This is a genomic window from Ruegeria sp. CH6, assembly GCF_056537005.1.
The window spans coordinates 17,939-36,241 of sequence record NZ_JBQFQS010000016.1 but is presented as its reverse complement, the minus strand read 5'-3'; the positions used below and the strand labels follow the sequence as shown (position 1 = coordinate 36,241).

The following is an 18,303-nucleotide window of genomic DNA, read 5'->3' as shown; positions in this document are numbered from 1 at the left end:
ACAATGGGGCTAAATTATTAAGACTCGCCTCCCATTGGATTCAACGCAAACTCTGTCCTCCCTTCTCGCCGGGAGCTTTTCATGTATTGGTGATCTAAGGGATCTAATTTGCGTCCGTACAGTTATAATAGATTTGCCTTTGAGGCAGGAGGCTAACTCAATGCGTCTAATTTGTTTTTTTGTATTGTTTCTATTTGTGAACAGTGCAGCGGCTCAGGACGCACTACCTCTCCCTCTGCAAACGCGCTTTGGAACACTCGAAGAAGGTATTGAAGTAGGATGCAACCGCACTGGAGACGTCTGCCTTGAGAATGCAACGACCTTGTTCGACGGTAAAAAGCTCTGGACACACAGCAATCGCGTAGCACCCGAGTTTTTACGTGTTTTTCAGTGGGGGGAAGACAAAGATGTTGTTCTTGTGCGCAATTGGTCTGGCGGAGCGCATTGCTGTACCGGCTACGTTTTGTTGTCACTCAAAGCAGACGACGTCACTTTCTCAGAGGAGTTTGGCGCTCATGGGCACACCCCAAGCAAGTTCAGAGTCTCCGAGGAAGGAATTTCATTTAGATTAGAACGCGACTTTCCAGCCACAATCGACCATCTGGAGGTAATGTTTGATGGTGAAAAAACCAGCATTCGAACTGTCTATGAGGATGACCGCGACGCAGGGATAGCCGGTGCAGATATCGAGGTCGCAAAGTGGTTGGGACACCGCCCCAGCGAGTTTTGGGAAGATGGGGCCGAACGTAACAGGTTCCGTCAGATCATGCCGGAGGAAGCATTAAATTGTCTGAGGACATCGACCAGTGTTGGATCAGAATTTGAGCTGAAAGATGGGTACTTGCTCGCCAGCGGTATGTGGCCAAGCCAAGGTGGTTTGCGACACGGCTACATCGCAATTGAAGTCAGCACAGGTCTGCCATTTGCTGCGCAAATGTGGGGCGATTATGTGCATATCTTTGGCGCCCAACAAGGAACGTATTCCGGGATTTTGACTGATTGGGTTCAGAAGGATGTTACGCGGCTAAGAGAGCGGCATCAGGGTGTCTTCGGAAGCGGTGTGGCAGAGCTAAGCTACACAAGTGCCTGTTCATGACTTTTTAAGGATCTTAAGTTCTGTGTTCTGAGGGCTTCTTGACCGCCCCTCTTCGCTTCGGCAGGAAATCACATTGTTGGAGACGGTCTGCCCATTGTGGTCGCTCGCCACAGCAACCGGGTGCTGCGATGCGACCCGCCAGAGGTGACATTCGCTGCAGGTACATGTTTCGGGATTAGGCGCACTCACGCATCCGGGACTGTCCAGTCGTTCACTGCGGGAGCTAGTTGCAAGCATGGACAAGTCCTTTGAAGCCAAAGGCTTACAGGCTAGATGCGCAATCCAATCATGCTGGCTAGGGGTGTTTCAGATTGGCTTCATCAATAATCCAATTCCGGAAGGCCTTCAGCTGCGGTTGATCCATGGCATCGGGTGGGTAGACCAGATGGTAGGACCGGGACGGAGTAAATTTATCGCTGAACGGCCGTAACAACTGCCCAGAGTGCAACTCGTTTTGAACAAGAGGAAGCAACCCAAGCGAAACTCCCTGCCCCGACAGGACCGCCCGCAACAGAACACTGGAGTCGTCGATTACGACACCGGGCAAGTGTCCATTGGTTTCGACCCCCATAGCGGCGAACCATTCCAGCCAATCGAACTGATCTTTCCAATGCAGTAATGGCCGAGTCAGCAAGTCAGCCGGATCGATTAGACTCGTTTTGCCCGCCAACAGGGATGGGCTGATTACCGGTGAGGTATTGAATCGCAGCAACGGCTCGGAGATCAACCCGGGCCAGCGGCCGTCGCCCCAGGCGAGCATCATGTCTGTCTGTCCGTCCGAAAATTCCACCCCGCCGGGGGAATACTGCAGGTGCAGCCCGGTCTCGGGAAAGCGTTGCCAGAAACTGAACAACCGTTTGGACAGCCATTGCGAGCCGATCAACGCGCCGACCCCCACTGTGATCGAAGTACGGCTGGCGGATTGGCGCACCTCCTGCACCGCCTTGTCCAGCCGTACAAAGATCGCGTCACAGGCCTCTGCGAACTGACGGCCGGACTCGTTCAGTATGACTGACTGGGCGTTGCGGTCAAACAGCTGGCAGCCGAGGTATGCTTCTAGCGATTTGACCTGGGAGCTAACGGCAGTTGGTGTCACGCCCAGCTCTGCTGCGGCGCGCTTGAAGTTCCCGTAGCGTGCCGCAACGGCAAAGACACGCACCGCCCCGAGTGGAGCCTGATCTGAGGGGTTCAGCATGGATAGGCCAACTTTGAATTACCCTAGGTTTAAAATCTTTCTATCTATTCACATCGACTGCAACAAGGCAGGCTGCGGCTCGACAGGGAACAAGCAACGCGGCAGAGGCGGGAAATATCCGCCAGAAGCGGAGGGCAGATGTCACGGGATACGCCATTGGCAGCGCGGTATTACGTCGAGCCGGAGTGTTTTGAGAGGGACAAGGAACGGATATTCTTCCGTAGCTGGCAGTGTGTCTGCCATGTTTCTGAGATCGCGGAACGGGGTGATTTCAAGACCTTTACCATCGTTGATGAGGATGTCTTTGTCATTCGTGCGCCGGACGGCGGGATCAAGGCCTACTACAACATCTGCCGCCACCGCGGGCATCCGATTGTCGAAGGCAGCGGCAAAGGCAAGCGGGTGCTGGTCTGCCCCTATCACGCCTGGACCTATGAGATTAACGGCAGGCTGCGCCGCGCGCCGGGATCGGTTGAGAGTGACGGGCTGAGCTGTGACCAGATCAACCTACGCAAGATCAGGGTCGAGGAGTTTTTTGGCTTTGTCTTTGTCAACCTTGACGAAGATGCTGCGCCAATGGGGAAAGATCTGGAAGAGTATCGCCAGAATATGCTCAGCTTTCACCCCGACCCAACCAAGCTGAAGTTCGTCTGCGAAACCGAGATCGCGCATGACAGCAACTGGAAGCTCTCGGTCGAGAACTACAACGAGTGCTACCATTGCCCAACAGTGCATGCCTCCTCTCTGACCCACGGCGTGCTTGAGATGGAAGGCTATACCACCATCCCCAAGGGCAAGACGATCTGGCATGACGGCAAGGCGCAAACCAGAAACGAAAAGCAATACGACTACGACCTCACGACCAGCCCGCGCGCAGGTGACTACGGGGCCTATTGGATTTTCCCCAATGTCTCGATGTGCTGCTATCCGGGCGGCTATTTCACCATCCGCCAGTTCCTGCCCATCGCCTGGAACAAGACGGTCTATCGCTACCGCTGGTTCTCTAGCGGCGATATTACAGACGAGGACGTGATCGCGCTGATGCACAAGCACAAGGCAACCACCGGAGCCGAAGATGAGGTTGTTGTCTCGAAGATTCAGAAAGGTATGCAAAGCCGTGCTTTTGAGCCGGGGCCATATATCATCGGCGATGGTTGCGGCGCGATGAGCGAGGTCGGTTTGCGCCATTTTCACAACCTTTACCGGGATGCTTTGGGAGAGAGCGAATGAGCACTGCAATCCGCCAGGAATTGGCCGCTCTTTACCGGCTGGCGCATCACTATGGCTGGACCGACCTGACCTCCACCCATATCTCAGCGCGCCTGCCGCAGGATCCGGAGCATTACCTTCTGAACTCGCATGACCTGATGTTCGACGAGATCACCGCCTCGAACCTGACCCGCATGTCGTTTGATGGCGAGGCGGTGGATGATCAGCCCGGCAGCAGCAGGGTTATCAATCTGGCCGGGCATATCATCCATTCCGGCATTCTGAATGCTCGCCCTGAAGTGAACTATGTGATCCACAGCCACACCCGCGCAGGTGTCGCGGTCTCGGCGATGCCCGAGGGGCTGCTGCCGCTGTCTCAGCACGCCGGATTTGTGCTCGGCACCTTGTCCAGTCATCCCTACCAAGACTCCACCGCGGTCGAAGACGAAGGCGCGCTGTTGGCCCGCGACTTGGGTAGCAATTTCGCCATGCTGCTGCAGAATCACGGGCTGCTAGCGGTAGGACGCACCGCAGCTGAGGCCTTTACCTATCATTACTACCTTGAGATGGCTTGCAAGATTCAGGTGGATATTCTGGGGGCTACGGACAAGCCTACCGCCATCACCAAAGACGCCATGGCCGCCCTGCATGATTGGGGCGCGCCGGAAAACGGACCCCACGGCGGGGTACAATGGCCCTCGCTCATCCGGATGCTGGAGCGCACGGTTCCGGAGTACTGTTCATGAACGAAGACAGCCTGATCCTTACCCGCCGCGAGGACGCGTGCCTGATGGTGACCATCAATCGGCCAGGTAAGGCTAATTCGCTGACTACAGACATGCTGACCGGGCTGCGGGATATCTTTCGCGGCGCTGCCAGTGATGATGAACTGCGGGCCATCATCATAACTGGAGCCGGCGAAAGGGTGTTTTGTGCCGGCGCGGATCTGAACACGCTTTACGACGAACTTGACGGCCCCGATCTCTGGGACGAAATGGCCGCAGCGCTGCGCGCTGTCCCGGTGCTGACCGTGGCGGCTATAAACGGGCCCTGCATCGGCGGTGGGCTGACTCTGGCGCTTGGCTGCGACATTCGCGTCTGCGTGCCCGAAGCGCGGTTTTCCTATCCCGTACTCAAAAACAACGTGCTGCCCGGTCAGTATGACGTTGACAAATTGCAGGCGCTGACCGGCCCGGGCCGCAGCGCCGCAATTCTGCTTGGCGGTGACGTTGTGAGCGCTGAAGTCGCCGCCGCCTGGGGGCTGGTGGATCGGTTGGCGCCGCGTGAGGCTCTGGGAGACACGTGCCGCAGCCTCTGCGCCACAGCGCTGGCCGCCGAGGGCGCACACCTTAAAACACTCAAGTCCATGCTGAGAGGAACTGCATCATGAAAGGCATCCGCGTTGTCGATATGACCTCGGTGTTGTCCGGTCCGTTCTGCACCTGGCTGCTCGCCAGCCTCGGCGCTGATGTGATCAAGGTAGAGAACCCGAACGGTGATCTGGCGCGCGGTACGCCACCGTTTGAGGACGGCATCAGCCTTTATTTTGCCTCGCTGAACCGTAACAAACGGTCGATGAAACTGGACCTGAAGACCGCTGAAGGCAAGGAAGCCCTGCACAAGCTACTGGCCAATTCGGACGTCTTTGTCGAAAACATGCGCCCCGGAGTGCGCGACCGGTTGGGCTGCAGTGACGCTGATCTCCAGCGGATCAATCCGCGGCTGATATCCGCCTCGATCAGTGGCTTCGGTCAGACCGGCAGCCTGTCGCACCGCCCGGCATACGACATCGTGGTGCAGGCGATGAGCGGCATGATGAGTATCAACGGCGAACTGGACGGCGACCCTACCCGTGTCGGCTTCTCTGTTGGCGACATCGCCGCCGCGCTCTTCACCACCATCGGCATTATGCAGCGCCTCTATGAGCGCGATGCTAAGGGGGCGGAGGAAACCAGCCATTTGGATGTCTCCATGCTGGCTTGCCAGTGGGTGTGCCTGGAAAATGCCTTTGCCCGGTATCTCAATGCGGGCATCGTTGCGGGGCCAATCGGTTCGCGCCACCCGTCGATGACACCGTTTGAACCTTACCCGACCGCTGACCGCGACATTGTCATCGGATTGGGCAGCGAAAAGGATTGGCCGCGCTTCTGCGAGGCAATCAGCTATACCGAATTGCTGGACGACCCGCGGTTTCAAGGAGACGAAGCGCGGCTTGCCAACCGCGATGCTTTGGACGGCGTTCTGGGCGCGCACCTAAAACAGCATCCTTCGGCCTATTGGACAAAGGTCCTGATTGGCAACTCGATCCCCTGTTCGGTGGTTGAAAATATCCAGACTATCGCCGACAGTCCAATTGCCAAGGAATATGTTGCCTTTTCCACTGTGAATGCGAATGGGCGCCACATGCAATTCGCGCGCAACCCAATTGCAGAAAAGGATTTGCAGGAAAGTCCGGCGCCGCAGCTGGGAGAGCACACCCGCGAGATTTTGGCAGAACTGGGCTTTGCCCCGGCTGCCATCGACACACTGACCGCAGAAAATTCCTAACGGCCAACTCAGGACACAGTACATGCCCGAATTTCAATCCTTCGACGGCATTTCAATCTACTACGAAGAGGCCGGGGCCAGCGCCCCTATTGTCTTTGTCCACGAATTCGGCGGCGACTACCGCAGCTGGCATCTGCAGGTGGAGGAACTGAGACGATCCTTCCGCTGCATCACCTTTAGCGCGCGCGGTTTTCTGCCCTCGGCCGTTCCGGAGAAGCGCAGCCAATACGGGCAATCCCAGTCTACAGGCGATCTGCTGGCCCTGATGGATCACCTCGGACTGGAAAAGGCCAACATCGTCGGGACGTCCATGGGCAGCTTTACCAGCCTCGACTTTGCGTTGAACCATCCTGACCGCGTCGCCAGCGTTACCCTTGTCGGCAACAGTTCCGGCCCCCGCGATAAACAGGAGCGGATACGCTACAGGCAGGAATGGGTCAGCTACGAAGCTAATCTGCGCGAGGCGCACGGCGGTGATGGCGCAGTTTCGGTACTCGGAGATGATCCTGCCTATCAGAGCTTTCAGAGAAATGATTCCGAGAATTGGGCCATCTATGCGACGAACCTGCGCAACCAATCTCCCGAAGGCGCCGTTCATGTGCTATCTACCGTGCATTGGAACCGGCGGTCCTTGTTTGAGGATGAGGCGCGGTTGAAAGCCTTCGAAAAGCCGGTGCTTCTGGTGACCGGGGACGAGGATTACTATCTGGTAGGCGAGACAAATGCCTTCCTGCAAGACACTTTGCCTAACGCCGTATGGCACCAGTTTCCCGGGACTGGCCATTTGGTCAACATCGAGCGGGCCGCGGAATTCAACCGCCTGTTCGCCGAATTTGCCAGAGAGCCGGAATGACGGGTTACATGTGGCCGTCTCTCTCCTAGCCAACCTGTACTTGGCAGCGGGGTACGATAGTACAAGCTAACATGAATGCCCGAACGTCAGCTTCCTTGTATGACGTCAGGAGATATCGAAGTTGCGGAGAAGGTCTGCAAACTGCCCGTCGTTTTCAAAACCACTTTACCGGGAACGCGACACTAGAAAAGTGGTCTATTGGTGCGCGGCCTAGTCTGATTGATTTCATCAGAGCATTGGCAAATGCTATAGCGAAGTCTCTGAATTCACTTTTGTTCTTGGTATATGATCGCTCCGACAGACCCTTTTCAAGCGTCAATTTCAAGTGGAGTACCTTAATCCAGGCTATCTGCACATGATGGTTGTCACGCAACTCCAAGACGGTCGATGAAGACATGTTGGGTATACCCAATTGCGTCCAAAAGAGTGAGCCGTAAGTATTATAAACTGCTGTGTTTTCTTACTGGAAGAATGGCGCGGCATTCAGAATCGTGTTCCTTTGTTCAACTGCACTGCTGTTGAGGCGACTCCGTGCGTGTCCAGGTGGAGTTTTTTCCCAGATGCTTCTTGCCGATGCTTGCGCGGGTGGCAAAGGAGATAGTTTCAAAGATAGGCAACTCACCAGTGACTGCGGATACGCCCAGATTAACGGCCTCATCTACGCTGGCGCCGTAAAAGGCTCGCGCTTCAACAAAGTCGGCGGATTTCATCAGTACGATGAGATTCAGAACTTCTCCCACGTCAGGATCATACAGGCGCCCAGTGTATAATTGTGGTTCCTCTGTGGGGGTCAAATCGAAGACAATAACGCTGTTGCAGATCTTTTGCCCCCAGCTGAGGAGGTCTGGGTTCAGCACGTCGCGCGCGTTTGGTTCGCCTTCGAAGACAACAAGTTTGCCGCAGAGCTTTTCTGACCCGGCCTCGCAGGGTTCCAGAAAAACAGTTTTAGGTGTCTCCCCCAAGCTCCAGTAACCTTCTAATGGGCTTGGGTTTCTTGACACCGTTCCCTTGTCTTGGTCCGCTTGGGCGCAGGCACCAAGGACAATTGACGCGACAAGTGCCAAGTCTCGAACGGGATTGTTCTGCCTTGGTCTGCACAATCTTGCGCCGATCTTCATGGCTCACTTCCTCCAACGCGCCGAGTTTCCTGCAAAATAGCGGCGGAGCGTTAGGAGGTTGCCCAGACCTGGTGGAGGTTGTGTGGAGATGTGTGCTTATGCGATTTGGCAAATCGATCGTTTCATCTAAACCCATGAAAGCGATGCGGTTTTGCAATCGTCTTCTCACAGCCTTCCGCTGAAGACTGCAGCGGAAGTTTCATTGTAAACACCACTCCTCGTTCACCGTTTGACTGTGCTCCAGTGTCACCTCCATGCGCCCTGGAAATCGCCCGAACCACCGACAATCCTAATCCTGTTCCTCCTTCAGTGCGGTTGCGAGAGGTCTCGCCGCGCCACCAGCGCTCGAAGACCTTGTCGCGATCAGAGGGGGCGATCCCGGGGCCACGGTCAGCGACCGAGAGATAGGCGAATTGGCGGTCAGTATACGTCCCTATCTTTAGATATTCACCACAAGCTGCATATCGGCTCGCATTTTCGATCAGAGCTGCCAGCGCTTGACGAATAAGGACCGGATCAGCAATCAGATCCACCGGTTTCAGCGAAAACTCCATCCGCATACCAAGCCGGTCCAGATCGGGGCGCATCGTTGTTATCACCCGCTCGACCTCTTCAACAAGATCCACCTCAATACTTTGCGGAACGAAACGACCTGCACTCAGTCGCGAGAGCAGGCCGAGTTCGTCAACAATCCGAGAGAGAGAGTCTACCTGCGCGATCAGCCCGTCAGTCATTTCCTTCGACAGCGAGAAAGCCCCATCACCCAGGCCCTGAAGACGGCCACGTAAAATGGTAAGAGGCGTTCGCAACTCATGTGCAATTGCAGCAGAAGACTCCGTGGCTTCACGCTCGGCCTTTTCCAGGCCTTGTGTCATAACTCGAAAAGCGGCCAGCAACTCCTGCGTTTCGGAAACCCCGCCTTCGATTGCCGGAATATCCAGCCTCAGATTGCCTTGCGCGATCTCATGCGCGGCGCGCGTTACGCTTTCAATTGGTGCGCTCAACCTGCGCGCAACCAACATTCCAGTCACGACAGGCACGAGCGCAGCAATTGTAACCAGCGCAATCAGAGCGGCCAACTCCGCCTGCGCATACCCGCCTTCGCCCCAATAGATCGAAAACGCACTAACGAGAGATGTCAGGGCGTCAGGCGAGATGGATTCGTCCCTGATCAGGGCCTGCAGTGTGGCCTGGTTTGTAACACTGAGACTGGTAAGCCAAATGTCTTGCGCGACTAAATAGAAGGTGACCATGCCAACGATGAAAACTCCGAGCGCCGTTAGAGCGATAAAAATCATCGAGAGCGACAGTCGGGTGCGGAGCTTCCACTGACGGCTGCTCATGTCAACGGTTCCAGCCGGTAGCCAACGCCACGGACCGTATCCAGAAAACCCAAAACGCCCGCCTCTTCGAGTTTGCGGCGCGCATTTGAGATGTGGCTGTCAATCGTGCGTTCCAACACATCGCCTTCGGGCACACAGGCATCGATCAGCTCTGCGCGGGAAAATGCACGCTGAGGCGTGCGACACATATGAGCAATAATCGCATATTCCGTCTGTGTGAGCGGGACAGGTGCGCGTGTGTCATCGTCAATTGCGAAGACAGAGTAAGCGCTCTTGTCGATGACTAGTGCGCCGACTGTCACCGGTCGTTCCTCTGGCCAGGCGCCCGGGCCCGAACGGCGCAGCACGGCCTTGACCCGCTCCACCACCTCCAGAGCATTGAAGGGCTTGACCACATAGTCATCCGCGCCCAGCCGGAGCGCCGATATCTTCTCAATGTCTTCGGCCATTGCGGTGACCATGATAACCGGCGTGTCCGAGCTCTGCCGGATCACGCGCAGTACCTCGATACCGTCCCTTTTTGGCATCTTGACATCCAGCAGGACCAACGCGGGCTTGAGCTGGCGAAAATGAGACAATGCGAGATCGCCATCTGCCGCAGTTACGGTGCGGAATCCGACGCGCTCCAGATAGGCTTTGATTATCTCTGCAATCTCGCGCTCGTCCTCGGCGATGAGGATCAGATCATTGCTCATGGTCAATTTCCCTTCTGGTTGCCGCCACCCTACCCCGCGCGCGTGCAGTCCTTAACCACGCATTGTGGAGATTTGGTGAAGACAGGGCGCAGCGCTCCACCAAATCTGGACCGTTTCTCCGCCGCCGTTGGATGATCAGTGGCCATCTCCTTGGCTGACAACTTGATTGGCGAAGTCGGTGAAGGCAGCGCAGCAACCCGCACCGAGAGACCAAATTAGGAGACCGGACATGTCTTTTTCGAGTCACGTTGCCTGTGGTGTGTTTATCGCGTTTTTGGGCTGCTTGCTTTTGCTGCAGGGTGCGTGGTCTGACGCGGCAGGCACAGAGCGGCTGAATTTCAGGCATTCAGATGATACGCTTGCCGGAAGGCTCCTTCTGCCTGAGACACCCGGGCCCCATCCGGCAGTCATATTAGTGCATGGCGACGGAGCCCTTCGCTGGGACGCCTACGGTTACTATAAACCTTTCATCCAAGCCCTCAACGATGCCGGCTTTGCAGTTTACTCCTGGGACAAGCCCGGTGTTGGCGACTCCACGGGCAACTGGTTGAATCAGTCCATGCAGGACCGCGCCGATGAGGTCGCGACGGCTGCTGCCAAATTACGCAGTGATGCACGGGTTCAGCCGGAAGGGATCGGGCTCATGGGGTTCAGTCAGGCGGGTTGGGTCATGCCGAAAGCTATCGCCCAGCATTCTGGTTTCACTTTTATGATTTCCGTTTCCGGTGCGATCAACTGGATTGATCAATCAAAATACACGACCCGTAACAGACTTCGACTGGAAGGCGCCACCAATGCGGAAATCCAGAAAGCCCTCGTTTTCGACCATATGATCGTGGCGATGATGTACGAAGACGCGGATTATCGGACCTATAGCCATTTCATGAAGGATGCCCCAGATTGCTGCCGCGATACTATGTCAGAGGATAGATGGCACTTCGTAAAAACGAACTTCCAGAGCGATGCGCGGGCTGATTTGCGTAAGGTAGATGTGCCCGTTCTTGCGCTGTTCGGGGATAAGGACCTGAATGTGGACTATGCGGAAAGCGCCTCGGTCTATCGCGATATTCTTACGCGAACACCTGGAGCTGATCGCATTGTTGTATTGCCCGGAGCGGATCACTCACTGCTTCCAGCGGAATCTGAACGGCTGGCAACCACGGGGCCAGCTTTGACAAAACGATTGATTGCGATCGACCTGTTCGGCGCGGATGCCTTTGCCGATGACGCGCCCGGTCTCGTTGCCCGGTGGGTCTTATCGGCTCAGCACCAGTTTTGAGTAACGGCCACCAATCTGACCAGCCCCTTACGGCTGGAAATCAACTGAGTGCTGGGAGTACATTATGGATCAACTGGAATCAGAATTTGCCGTCTACGAAGCAGTCTTTCAGGCCACTGGGATACTCGGGCTGGCGTTTCTCTTCGCCGTCGTGTCCGAGACCGTTTGGGATGTCGCGCGAGGACGCCGTAAATCCTATGGCGAAACTCTGGCAAACGGGGCTATTGCCATCGTAAGCGCGCTTCTCGAAAGAACGGCCTATGGTCTGGTTTTTGTTGTCGGCTTGCTGATTGCGACTCCTCTGGCGGTGTTCGATGTACCTCAGGGCTGGTGGACAATTCCGGTCGCGGTGCTTGTGGCGGATTTTACTTACTACTGGATGCATCGCTGCGAACATGAAGTGCGCTTGTTCTGGGCAAACCACAGCGTTCATCATTCATCACCCGAGTTCAACTTCTCAACTGCTCTGCGTATCTCATGGATGGATGCACTCATAGAATGGGTTTTCTTCATCCCTATGATCCTGCTCGGCTTCAGCGTCGCCGAAACAGTTGTTGGCCTGGTCGTCGTTGTCGCCTACCAGAGCTGGATCCACACCGAAAAGGTCGGCAAGCTGGGATGGCTTGAGGGGATTTTGAATACACCTTCGGTTCACCGCGTTCATCATGGATCGAACGCAAGATACATCGACAAGAACTACGGCGGCATTCTCATCATCTGGGATCGTATGTTTGGCACCTATCAGCCCGAGGTCGAACCTGTCGCTTATGGCATCACAACTCCAGTCAATTCCCACAATCCTCTTGTGATCAACTTCAGGGAATACACAAACATCTGGCGGGATATGCGTTATGCCGAGAGTTGGACCGATGGCGTAAGATATCTTTTTCGTCCACCCGGATGGCGCGCAGAGGCCCGGCAAGACGGAAAGAAACGAGCACAAAGATGAAACGCGCCATTGTCCTTTCTGGCATCGGTTTTCAGGCTGGCCGCGCAGTTTTCTTCGCATGCCGCGTCCTCAAGACCCAAGAGCGCAGCACTACCTAGTCGAACAGGTTGAATTTGCCGGGGGTGGCAGCGCCACCCTTGATGGAGAGTTTACCAAACTGCCAGCGGAAGGACCGTTTCCAGCAGCCATTTTACTGTCTGGTTCAGGCCCGAGCGATCGCGATGAAACGACCGCTGGCCATCCAATTCGCCGATACGGGTCGCCGTGTTGCGGCGTCTCGACGGAATGGCGATGGCGGCTATAGGCTTAATGAAGCTGTTCTCTGCTGTGAGACATAATAGGTCCTATGAGTCCTAAGCAGACCTATTTTCCCCTGTAGTATCCAGCATACCGGTTGCGAAACAGTTACTCCCTGCCTCTACAAAATTTACCATTGAGTGGATAAGGCTATCCATATGCCCGCAAACATCAGGGCTCCGCCAATGTTTACCCATGTGTGCCAAACAGCATACCGGTAAGGCAAAGTTTTTTGGGCGTAAAACACCGTTCCAATAACGTAGGCGACGGACCCAGCCAGGATGCACCACAGTGTCGTGATAGGTACATTCGTGAGGTCAGGTAGGGCGCTCAGCCCAATCGCACCCAGTCCAAGATAGGATGCAGTTGACCATCGAGACTTGACCGTTTCGTTTGTGATCTTGTTCCAGACGGCCACGGCTGTCAGCCCCCAACAAATCCACAGCAAGGCCATCGTCCACGTCGTATCTGCCAAGACGAAAAAAGGTGTGAAGGTTCCCGAAATGCTGGAGTAGATCGCGGCGTGATCAATGCGTCGCAATAGTCTGCGCCTGTGGTGCAATTTAGAAAAGTGATAGGCGACGGATGCCAGATTGGAAGACAGAGCACAAAGCACATAAACCACGACCGCAAGAACCAGTTTGGGTTCGAGGCCGAGGATGGACTTATAAACAAGTAATCCGCCTGCCGTCAGGATTGCCACCAACCCGATCGCATGCACGACAATGTCGGCATGGCGGTGTGCTTTGACAGGGCTTGGATATGTCGTTTCCGTCATTTTGGTTCCGGGCAAAGGTTTGTCTGGCGCTACATCGAGAGACGTGGAGTGTCCATGCTTCCGGCACGTCAGATCTCGATGCTATGACAGATGACCACTCTGTCTGCGAATTCGCCTTTGTTCTTAAATATGTCCAACGTCTGGTTTTGTTTGTTTGCGATATGCCGCAAGAGTCAGGTTCAAAACATCGGTCAATGTTGGCTCTGGGGCTCGTTCTGGACATGCGAATTCTCGATAGCAAGCAAATGTGGGCTGCGCGGGTGAACCAGACATTCAACTTGCGAAATTGAATGTCTGGTTATTGCTTGAGTTGAGGTTAAACTATGGTTTCACCCGTGCTGCGACGTGTCCCACCAATGTGAGTGCATGAACGGTGTGATCGCTGTCGTTTTACCGCTCAGCCTTTCGACCGAACCTGCAGTTAGCTCCAGTGTCATCCATGCCTCCGGCGTTGTCAGGAGATCTGGATACGGCGTCTGCTTGTCGGTCGGGGTAAACCCAAAACGGGGGTAGAATGACGGCACTCCCAACACGAATACAGCGTCTGTCCCTATGGATTTGAGGTGATTTATGCTGGCTTCCATGATCTCCTTGCCAACACCATGGCCTTGATACTTCGGCGAGACCCCGCAAGGTGCCAGCAAGTAGCAACTTGTGTCAGGGTGGTCTTTGAAAACAAACGGTGTGAATAACACGTTGCCCGCGATCTTTCCATCGCGCTCAGCACTGATCGAGATTGTCTTTGGTCGGTCGAGAAAATCTCTCGCGAGCTGAGCTATTTCTGCTCCTTCAGCCTCGCCAAACGCCTGTCGGTGGACTTCCACGATGGCTTCAATTTCTGCGTGGTGCATTTTCATTCCTATCTTTGGTTCATTTGTGCGCGAACGGATTGGTTGCCCAAATGGGTAATCCGGTAGGGACCGCCATTTTTTGATTTGATGAAGCGCTTGTCCTTGAGACGTTTGAATACGTCCATTGTGCAGGCCGAGAAGACAAAGCCGTCGCGGGTATAACACTGAACGGATTTTACTTTTCCGTTGTCGGCGCGCGTGTATTTAATCTCGCCACCTAAGGCGAGTTCATGCAAAACACGTTGCTCGTGTTTTGAGATGTTCATTGGGATGTCTCGATTTTATGAAGGTACAGAAACAGGTCACTCAGCATAGCGCGTGAGTGAGCCTATAAATGTTGGTGTTCCTGCATTTGCTTCGCCAGGAACGGGCGTTAGGCCCGGGACTCTTTCATAAAATCTCCATAACGAGAGGCGATCTGCCTCAAGTGTGCGACGCACCTAGTCTTCGTTCCAAGTATCGTCAATACGAGTGTGTTAAAAAAAATTCCAAGCATGTGAATAAACCGCCATTCGACCGAACTGCAGTATTCGGCAATAACAGGCTCGTTCCGCCAACTCGCCGCATCAGATACAAGTGACCAGCCCAGGACGCACCCGTATTTCGCTACGTCGTGCACGAACTGGGGCTGGGCGGACAAAGTTGTCGTCGACATAAAACTCCCCAATGTCGGCTAACAACATCGAGCCTCAGATACAGAGCATTGGCGGTAGCCATGTTTCTCTTAGCGGGGATTGGTCCGGTTTTACAAAAGTCACGCGGAAGCTCGTTACATTTTGCTGAAATGCTAATAGAGCCGCGCCATGTTCCGAATTACACAATGGTTTTCTCAGCCAGCTTGCCGCTTTGCGAGCCGCCATGTTGCCAGTCCAAGTCCGAAACTCGTTCGGTCTTCGAACTTCAATCGTCAGCGTAATCATCTGATCTGAGATGGCGCCTCCGACAAAGCTGAAATCTCGCGACGGTCGGGTTTCTGAAGCTGCAGACAAGATACCTGGCCCAGATTCCCTCAGCGATTGTTCTCGGCCACTATCGTTTTTGATCCAATCCTGAATCTGGAGATACGTTTGCAGGTTGGCCGAATCTCGCCGCTTGGTCGGATTGCGCCGCCACCGCGATGTCATCTGAGACTCATTTTGTGGCAAGGCAAAAACGTAATCGGATGATAGTTCGTAGGCATAGCTTTCAACGACACCTTCTGCGGCATTCACAACCATGACACATAGAATGAACTTGTCATCGGGATGCGCAATCGTGGTTGCCCAAATGCGTGCTTCGGCAGTACAGCGTTCTCGCGACAAAGAAACTGGTTGATGATTGGGTGCGTCCCAGAGCAGCCCAATGACCGCTTTGGGAGATGCATCTTGGTCATAGATGCCATCAAACTCATCAGGTTTCTCGGCGACAACACGGCAGACCACATAATTTGAATAAGCAAGCGCGAGGTCTTTGTCGTTCGTCAGTGCCTCGCCACGGTGCGGTTCTAAGCACGAATTTCCAATGATGGGCGAAACATCGGGGTGCTGGGGCCAGTCAGGGCGCATAGTTTCGAACCAGAGACTCTGAGGGTTTTCAGTTGCAAACTTGAAATCTTCAAGCATTCGTAACTGGTATGAAAACTCCTGAGTTCCTTTGTTACCCGTCTGAAAACGTACATATGCGTACAGGTGTGGGTAAATTTTCCCAGCGACTGGTTGGGGTCCGACCTCGATAACGGTTATTGCGGTAGTTGCAGTCCTCGAATTTTTAGTGCCCATCCAATTCGCGCGAATTGGATCGTAGAACAGAACCAACGCAAGAATAAGCCCAACAACACAAATCAGGACTGAGATCGAAACCGAATATCTTACGAACATTATGTATCACCGAAATGCACTTGTTTTCATGCCTAAGTAATGTTGGCTTGCAACGCAATCACCCTTCGGATGTGTTGGTAATCCTACCCAGTTTTGTCGTAACCGCAGTCTGATCATTAAGGTGATCCGGCAACCATTGTCGGAGTAAGTAAATAATGAGCCCGAATTGTTGAGACTCACCTGCATTGAATTCAACACCTTAGAATTTATGCTCTTTTTTTTGTTTCGACGATCCAAGCATTGCAAGTAATGTCGGCACGCGTTGAAACGCCCACTGATCTAAAGAACTGGCAACAGTTCGATATCCGAGGCGCTAGTGTGATGGAGGCTTCTTACCGCATCAACCTAACATCAGGCGCAGCGGTGGGGGGTGCAATTTATCCTCCCACGTAAACACCGCTTTTGGGTCGGTAGAAAATCTTCTGATCATGAAGCCTGCCTAAGAGCGATTGAATACGGCGTAATGACTCTTCCCGTTCCAATCTTTCACCCTCAAGCTCACCGGTTGTTTCATGAGATAGTGAAGCCATTGCGCGTCGCAGAGAGGTTTCGATAAGATCAATGTCCTCGACCGACAGTTCGAACATGTCATTATAAAGGGGCATTCTAAGACCTCGTGCTTAGGCGTGGATCTTCAGATTGCCTCAGCCAGCCTCTTTTTTCCAGTTGTCTCCAATGACGACCCCATCCGTGCTTCATTGTAAAACTGTCGTGCCATCTTTCCAGTAGACTGGCGGTATCCTAATTTGAAACCAACGTCAGCTCGGGGCTTATAGCTGGCCTTGTAGGCAGAGCAACTCCTGTTCGTGGGGTCATCAGGATCGCCATCAATTGCGGCTCAAAACTGCCATTTACCCCAAGCAACGATTGATGCGGTGCTTCATACTGGTCAATACCAGAAAATGCAGCCTCTAGAGCTGGTTGGCCCATCAAAACGGCCACAAAGCTGCAGTTCGCCGCAATTGCGAGATTGAGTGAAACTAACGACAACCATGCGCAGAAAGCGGATTTTCAGATCGACCTTGTGAAATTTGAGGCGGAGCGGCGCTAGGTTAACGAGCCGAATGCCCCTGAAGAACTAAATACGACAAAATCACCGGCCAAGTCACAGCGTGGCTGGTTGATGAAAAGCCCCAAAAAACTGAGCTCTTCTCACAATAACCAAAGCTGTCTCGTTCCTAAGTTGGAGATGTAACCGCAAGATAGGGAGATAAAAATGGAACGCTTCAGCACAATCAAAAACCTCATTGTCGTACCCGCACTGGTGATTGCACTGACGGCAGGATCGGCCATGGCAGGACCGGGTCAACACTCGGGTGGCACTGCTAATCAAAGCACCCAAATAGGCCGATCTGAGGCGCCCCGGAACATGGCATATGAAGCAGCGAATACTTCGACAACCGTCACCGGGAAAATTGCTAACCTCTCACCATTGGAAGCGACGCAAGATATGGGAAACGCCCAGGAGTTTCCGACTGTCACTGGCAAAGTGGTCAATCGTATCACAAACCTCTCCCCGCTAGACGCATCGCAGAATGTGGGCACCGGTCCTCTTGACACGGGCGGGTCACAGAAAGCGGACAGTGATTTCTACCTTGATGGTGAAGCACATTTCCTGTCAGCCAGCACGGATATTGAAAACGTCTCAACTGAGACGAACGCGCGTGTCGGTGCTACTGATGGAGCCATCACACAGGACGCAGAGCAGAGAATTCAAGACATGTCCGCTAGTCAGTACATTGATGCGTTTGGGAAAGCCATAACCGGAGCCCTTAAGTTCAATGCATGGAAAGATAACCCCAACAAACCGCCAATCGGCCGCCCAATCGGAGATACAAGAGCAGCGCATACTGCTCAATTTGAGACAAATCAGAGCTAATAAGCGTTTCGTTCTTGGTCACAGCTTTAGTGCGCGTGAAGATTACAATGAAACGGAACTAAGTTTTTAATCAAAGGTGGTCGGGTAAAGTGATTGACCCAGCCACCTAAAAGCCATTCTGGATATGTAGTCGGCTCTTTACCGCGCTTCGAGCTGATCAGTTTTCAACAGCTGGCATATCTGATTGGTTTGATTAAGCGCGACATCCGGACGGTCTCAGATCTTGAATTGAAGATGATCTGTGACCGCCTCAATGCGACACAAAGAAAGTGCCTGAGATGCAAGACGCCCACAGAGGTGTTTCCGGAAAAAATGCTAGAGGAAAGCGATGAGGCCCCTACCCTGACTATCTACAGGT

Annotated in this window: 18 protein-coding genes; 9 read left to right on the top strand and 9 right to left on the bottom strand. The window is 54.0% G+C overall.

Annotated features, from left to right (window positions below):
- The first annotated feature begins 160 nt into the window (after nt 1–160).
- Nucleotides 161–1,096 (top strand): hypothetical protein, encoded by a 936-nt coding sequence (locus ACR0CW_RS20815; RefSeq protein WP_480789240.1) that lies wholly within the window; start codon nt 161–163, stop codon nt 1,094–1,096.
- Nucleotides 1,097–1,391: 295 nt separating this feature from the next.
- Here the strand turns inward: ACR0CW_RS20815 and ACR0CW_RS20810 are convergent, their stop codons facing one another.
- Complete coding sequence (locus ACR0CW_RS20810) at nt 1,392–2,291, bottom strand: LysR substrate-binding domain-containing protein (RefSeq protein ID WP_480789239.1); 900 nt, start codon at nt 2,289–2,291, stop codon at nt 1,392–1,394.
- 138 nt (nt 2,292–2,429) lie between these two features.
- Between ACR0CW_RS20810 and ACR0CW_RS20805 the strand changes: the two genes are divergently transcribed.
- Genes ACR0CW_RS20805 through ACR0CW_RS20785 form a run of 5 tightly spaced genes read left to right on the top strand, consistent with a single transcriptional unit; the run spans nt 2,430 to nt 6,900 of the window.
- Nucleotides 2,430–3,521, top strand: coding sequence for an aromatic ring-hydroxylating oxygenase subunit alpha (locus ACR0CW_RS20805; protein WP_480789238.1), 1,092 nt, complete (start codon nt 2,430–2,432; stop codon nt 3,519–3,521).
- A complete protein-coding gene (locus tag ACR0CW_RS20800; RefSeq protein ID WP_480789237.1) occupies nt 3,518–4,246 on the top strand; it encodes a class II aldolase/adducin family protein in 729 nt (242 codons plus the stop codon). The genes ACR0CW_RS20805 and ACR0CW_RS20800 overlap by 4 nt, the downstream gene beginning before the upstream one ends.
- Nucleotides 4,243–4,890 (top strand): enoyl-CoA hydratase/isomerase family protein, encoded by a 648-nt coding sequence (locus tag ACR0CW_RS20795; RefSeq protein WP_480789236.1) that lies wholly within the window; start codon nt 4,243–4,245, stop codon nt 4,888–4,890. The genes ACR0CW_RS20800 and ACR0CW_RS20795 overlap by 4 nt, the downstream gene beginning before the upstream one ends.
- The gene (locus tag ACR0CW_RS20790) at nt 4,887–6,047 is read left to right on the top strand and encodes a CaiB/BaiF CoA transferase family protein (RefSeq protein WP_480789235.1); all 1,161 of its coding nucleotides are present in this window, start codon (nt 4,887–4,889) and stop codon (nt 6,045–6,047) included. The genes ACR0CW_RS20795 and ACR0CW_RS20790 overlap by 4 nt, the downstream gene beginning before the upstream one ends.
- A 22-nt stretch (nt 6,048–6,069) precedes the next feature.
- Nucleotides 6,070–6,900 carry an alpha/beta fold hydrolase gene (locus ACR0CW_RS20785; protein ID WP_480789234.1) on the top strand — a complete coding sequence of 277 codons (831 nt, stop codon included), beginning with the start codon at nt 6,070–6,072 and terminating at the stop codon, nt 6,898–6,900.
- A gap of 503 nt (nt 6,901–7,403) precedes the next feature.
- Here ACR0CW_RS20785 and ACR0CW_RS20780 read toward each other — a convergent pair.
- The 3 genes from ACR0CW_RS20780 to ACR0CW_RS20770 all read right to left on the bottom strand — a co-directional run bounded on the left by ACR0CW_RS20780 (nt 7,404) and on the right by ACR0CW_RS20770 (nt 10,056).
- Nucleotides 7,404–8,018 carry a DUF2147 domain-containing protein gene (locus ACR0CW_RS20780; protein ID WP_480789233.1) on the bottom strand — a complete coding sequence of 205 codons (615 nt, stop codon included), beginning with the start codon at nt 8,016–8,018 and terminating at the stop codon, nt 7,404–7,406.
- Between the two features lie 122 nt (nt 8,019–8,140).
- Nucleotides 8,141–9,361, bottom strand: a complete 1,221-nt coding sequence (locus ACR0CW_RS20775; RefSeq protein ID WP_480789232.1) for a sensor histidine kinase — start codon at nt 9,359–9,361, stop codon at nt 8,141–8,143.
- Nucleotides 9,358–10,056 carry a response regulator gene (locus ACR0CW_RS20770; RefSeq protein WP_480789231.1) on the bottom strand — a complete coding sequence of 233 codons (699 nt, stop codon included), beginning with the start codon at nt 10,054–10,056 and terminating at the stop codon, nt 9,358–9,360. Before ACR0CW_RS20770 ends, ACR0CW_RS20775 begins: the two co-directional genes overlap by 4 nt.
- Before the next feature lie 229 nt (nt 10,057–10,285).
- Here ACR0CW_RS20770 and ACR0CW_RS20765 point away from each other — a divergent pair, with 229 nt between their 5' ends.
- Both ACR0CW_RS20765 and ACR0CW_RS20760 read left to right on the top strand, forming a co-directional pair.
- Nucleotides 10,286–11,335 carry an alpha/beta hydrolase family protein gene (locus ACR0CW_RS20765; protein WP_480789230.1) on the top strand — a complete coding sequence of 350 codons (1,050 nt, stop codon included), beginning with the start codon at nt 10,286–10,288 and terminating at the stop codon, nt 11,333–11,335.
- A gap of 64 nt (nt 11,336–11,399) precedes the next feature.
- On the top strand, nt 11,400–12,284 hold the full coding sequence (locus tag ACR0CW_RS20760) for a sterol desaturase family protein (protein WP_480789229.1): 885 nt from the start codon (nt 11,400–11,402) through the stop codon (nt 12,282–12,284).
- Nucleotides 12,285–12,711: 427 nt separating this feature from the next.
- On the opposite strand, the gene trhA is transcribed toward ACR0CW_RS20760, so the two are convergent.
- The 5 genes from trhA to ACR0CW_RS20735 all read right to left on the bottom strand — a co-directional run bounded on the left by trhA (nt 12,712) and on the right by ACR0CW_RS20735 (nt 16,671).
- Nucleotides 12,712–13,359 (bottom strand): PAQR family membrane homeostasis protein TrhA, encoded by a 648-nt coding sequence (gene trhA, locus ACR0CW_RS20755; protein ID WP_480789228.1) that lies wholly within the window; start codon nt 13,357–13,359, stop codon nt 12,712–12,714.
- A 329-nt stretch (nt 13,360–13,688) separates the two neighbouring features.
- Nucleotides 13,689–14,210, bottom strand: a complete 522-nt coding sequence (locus ACR0CW_RS20750; RefSeq protein ID WP_480789227.1) for a GNAT family N-acetyltransferase — start codon at nt 14,208–14,210, stop codon at nt 13,689–13,691.
- An 8-nt stretch (nt 14,211–14,218) separates the two neighbouring features.
- On the bottom strand, nt 14,219–14,476 hold the full coding sequence (locus tag ACR0CW_RS20745; RefSeq protein WP_155147823.1) for a YjhX family toxin: 258 nt from the start codon (nt 14,474–14,476) through the stop codon (nt 14,219–14,221).
- A 423-nt stretch (nt 14,477–14,899) separates the two neighbouring features.
- The gene (locus tag ACR0CW_RS20740) at nt 14,900–15,811 is read right to left on the bottom strand and encodes a hypothetical protein (RefSeq protein ID WP_480789226.1); all 912 of its coding nucleotides are present in this window, start codon (nt 15,809–15,811) and stop codon (nt 14,900–14,902) included.
- Between the two features lie 632 nt (nt 15,812–16,443).
- Nucleotides 16,444–16,671 carry a hypothetical protein gene (locus tag ACR0CW_RS20735; RefSeq protein ID WP_254436921.1) on the bottom strand — a complete coding sequence of 76 codons (228 nt, stop codon included), beginning with the start codon at nt 16,669–16,671 and terminating at the stop codon, nt 16,444–16,446.
- Nucleotides 16,672–17,282: 611 nt separating this feature from the next.
- Here ACR0CW_RS20735 and ACR0CW_RS20730 point away from each other — a divergent pair.
- Nucleotides 17,283–17,945, top strand: coding sequence for a hypothetical protein (locus ACR0CW_RS20730; protein WP_480789225.1), 663 nt, complete (start codon nt 17,283–17,285; stop codon nt 17,943–17,945).
- The last annotated feature ends 358 nt before the right edge of the window (nt 17,946–18,303 follow it).

What these genes read in the sequence shown, in the direction of transcription:
- ACR0CW_RS20815 (WP_480789240.1), top strand. Translation starts at nt 161, where the DNA reads ATGCGTCTAATTTGTTTTTTTGTATTGTTTCTATTTGTGAACAGTGCA.
- ACR0CW_RS20810 (WP_480789239.1), bottom strand. Translation starts at nt 2,291, where the DNA reads ATGCTGAACCCCTCAGATCAGGCTCCACTCGGGGCGGTGCGTGTCTTT.
- ACR0CW_RS20805 (WP_480789238.1), top strand. Translation starts at nt 2,430, where the DNA reads ATGTCACGGGATACGCCATTGGCAGCGCGGTATTACGTCGAGCCGGAG.
- ACR0CW_RS20800 (WP_480789237.1), top strand. Translation starts at nt 3,518, where the DNA reads ATGAGCACTGCAATCCGCCAGGAATTGGCCGCTCTTTACCGGCTGGCG.
- ACR0CW_RS20795 (WP_480789236.1), top strand. Translation starts at nt 4,243, where the DNA reads ATGAACGAAGACAGCCTGATCCTTACCCGCCGCGAGGACGCGTGCCTG.
- ACR0CW_RS20790 (WP_480789235.1), top strand. Translation starts at nt 4,887, where the DNA reads ATGAAAGGCATCCGCGTTGTCGATATGACCTCGGTGTTGTCCGGTCCG.
- ACR0CW_RS20785 (WP_480789234.1), top strand. Translation starts at nt 6,070, where the DNA reads ATGCCCGAATTTCAATCCTTCGACGGCATTTCAATCTACTACGAAGAG.
- ACR0CW_RS20780 (WP_480789233.1), bottom strand. Translation starts at nt 8,018, where the DNA reads ATGAAGATCGGCGCAAGATTGTGCAGACCAAGGCAGAACAATCCCGTT.
- ACR0CW_RS20775 (WP_480789232.1), bottom strand. Translation starts at nt 9,361, where the DNA reads ATGAGCAGCCGTCAGTGGAAGCTCCGCACCCGACTGTCGCTCTCGATG.
- ACR0CW_RS20770 (WP_480789231.1), bottom strand. Translation starts at nt 10,056, where the DNA reads ATGAGCAATGATCTGATCCTCATCGCCGAGGACGAGCGCGAGATTGCA.
- ACR0CW_RS20765 (WP_480789230.1), top strand. Translation starts at nt 10,286, where the DNA reads ATGTCTTTTTCGAGTCACGTTGCCTGTGGTGTGTTTATCGCGTTTTTG.
- ACR0CW_RS20760 (WP_480789229.1), top strand. Translation starts at nt 11,400, where the DNA reads ATGGATCAACTGGAATCAGAATTTGCCGTCTACGAAGCAGTCTTTCAG.
- trhA (WP_480789228.1), bottom strand. Translation starts at nt 13,359, where the DNA reads ATGACGGAAACGACATATCCAAGCCCTGTCAAAGCACACCGCCATGCC.
- ACR0CW_RS20750 (WP_480789227.1), bottom strand. Translation starts at nt 14,210, where the DNA reads ATGCACCACGCAGAAATTGAAGCCATCGTGGAAGTCCACCGACAGGCG.
- ACR0CW_RS20745 (WP_155147823.1), bottom strand. Translation starts at nt 14,476, where the DNA reads ATGAACATCTCAAAACACGAGCAACGTGTTTTGCATGAACTCGCCTTA.
- ACR0CW_RS20740 (WP_480789226.1), bottom strand. Translation starts at nt 15,811, where the DNA reads ATGCTTGAAGATTTCAAGTTTGCAACTGAAAACCCTCAGAGTCTCTGG.
- ACR0CW_RS20735 (WP_254436921.1), bottom strand. Translation starts at nt 16,671, where the DNA reads ATGCCCCTTTATAATGACATGTTCGAACTGTCGGTCGAGGACATTGAT.
- ACR0CW_RS20730 (WP_480789225.1), top strand. Translation starts at nt 17,283, where the DNA reads ATGGAACGCTTCAGCACAATCAAAAACCTCATTGTCGTACCCGCACTG.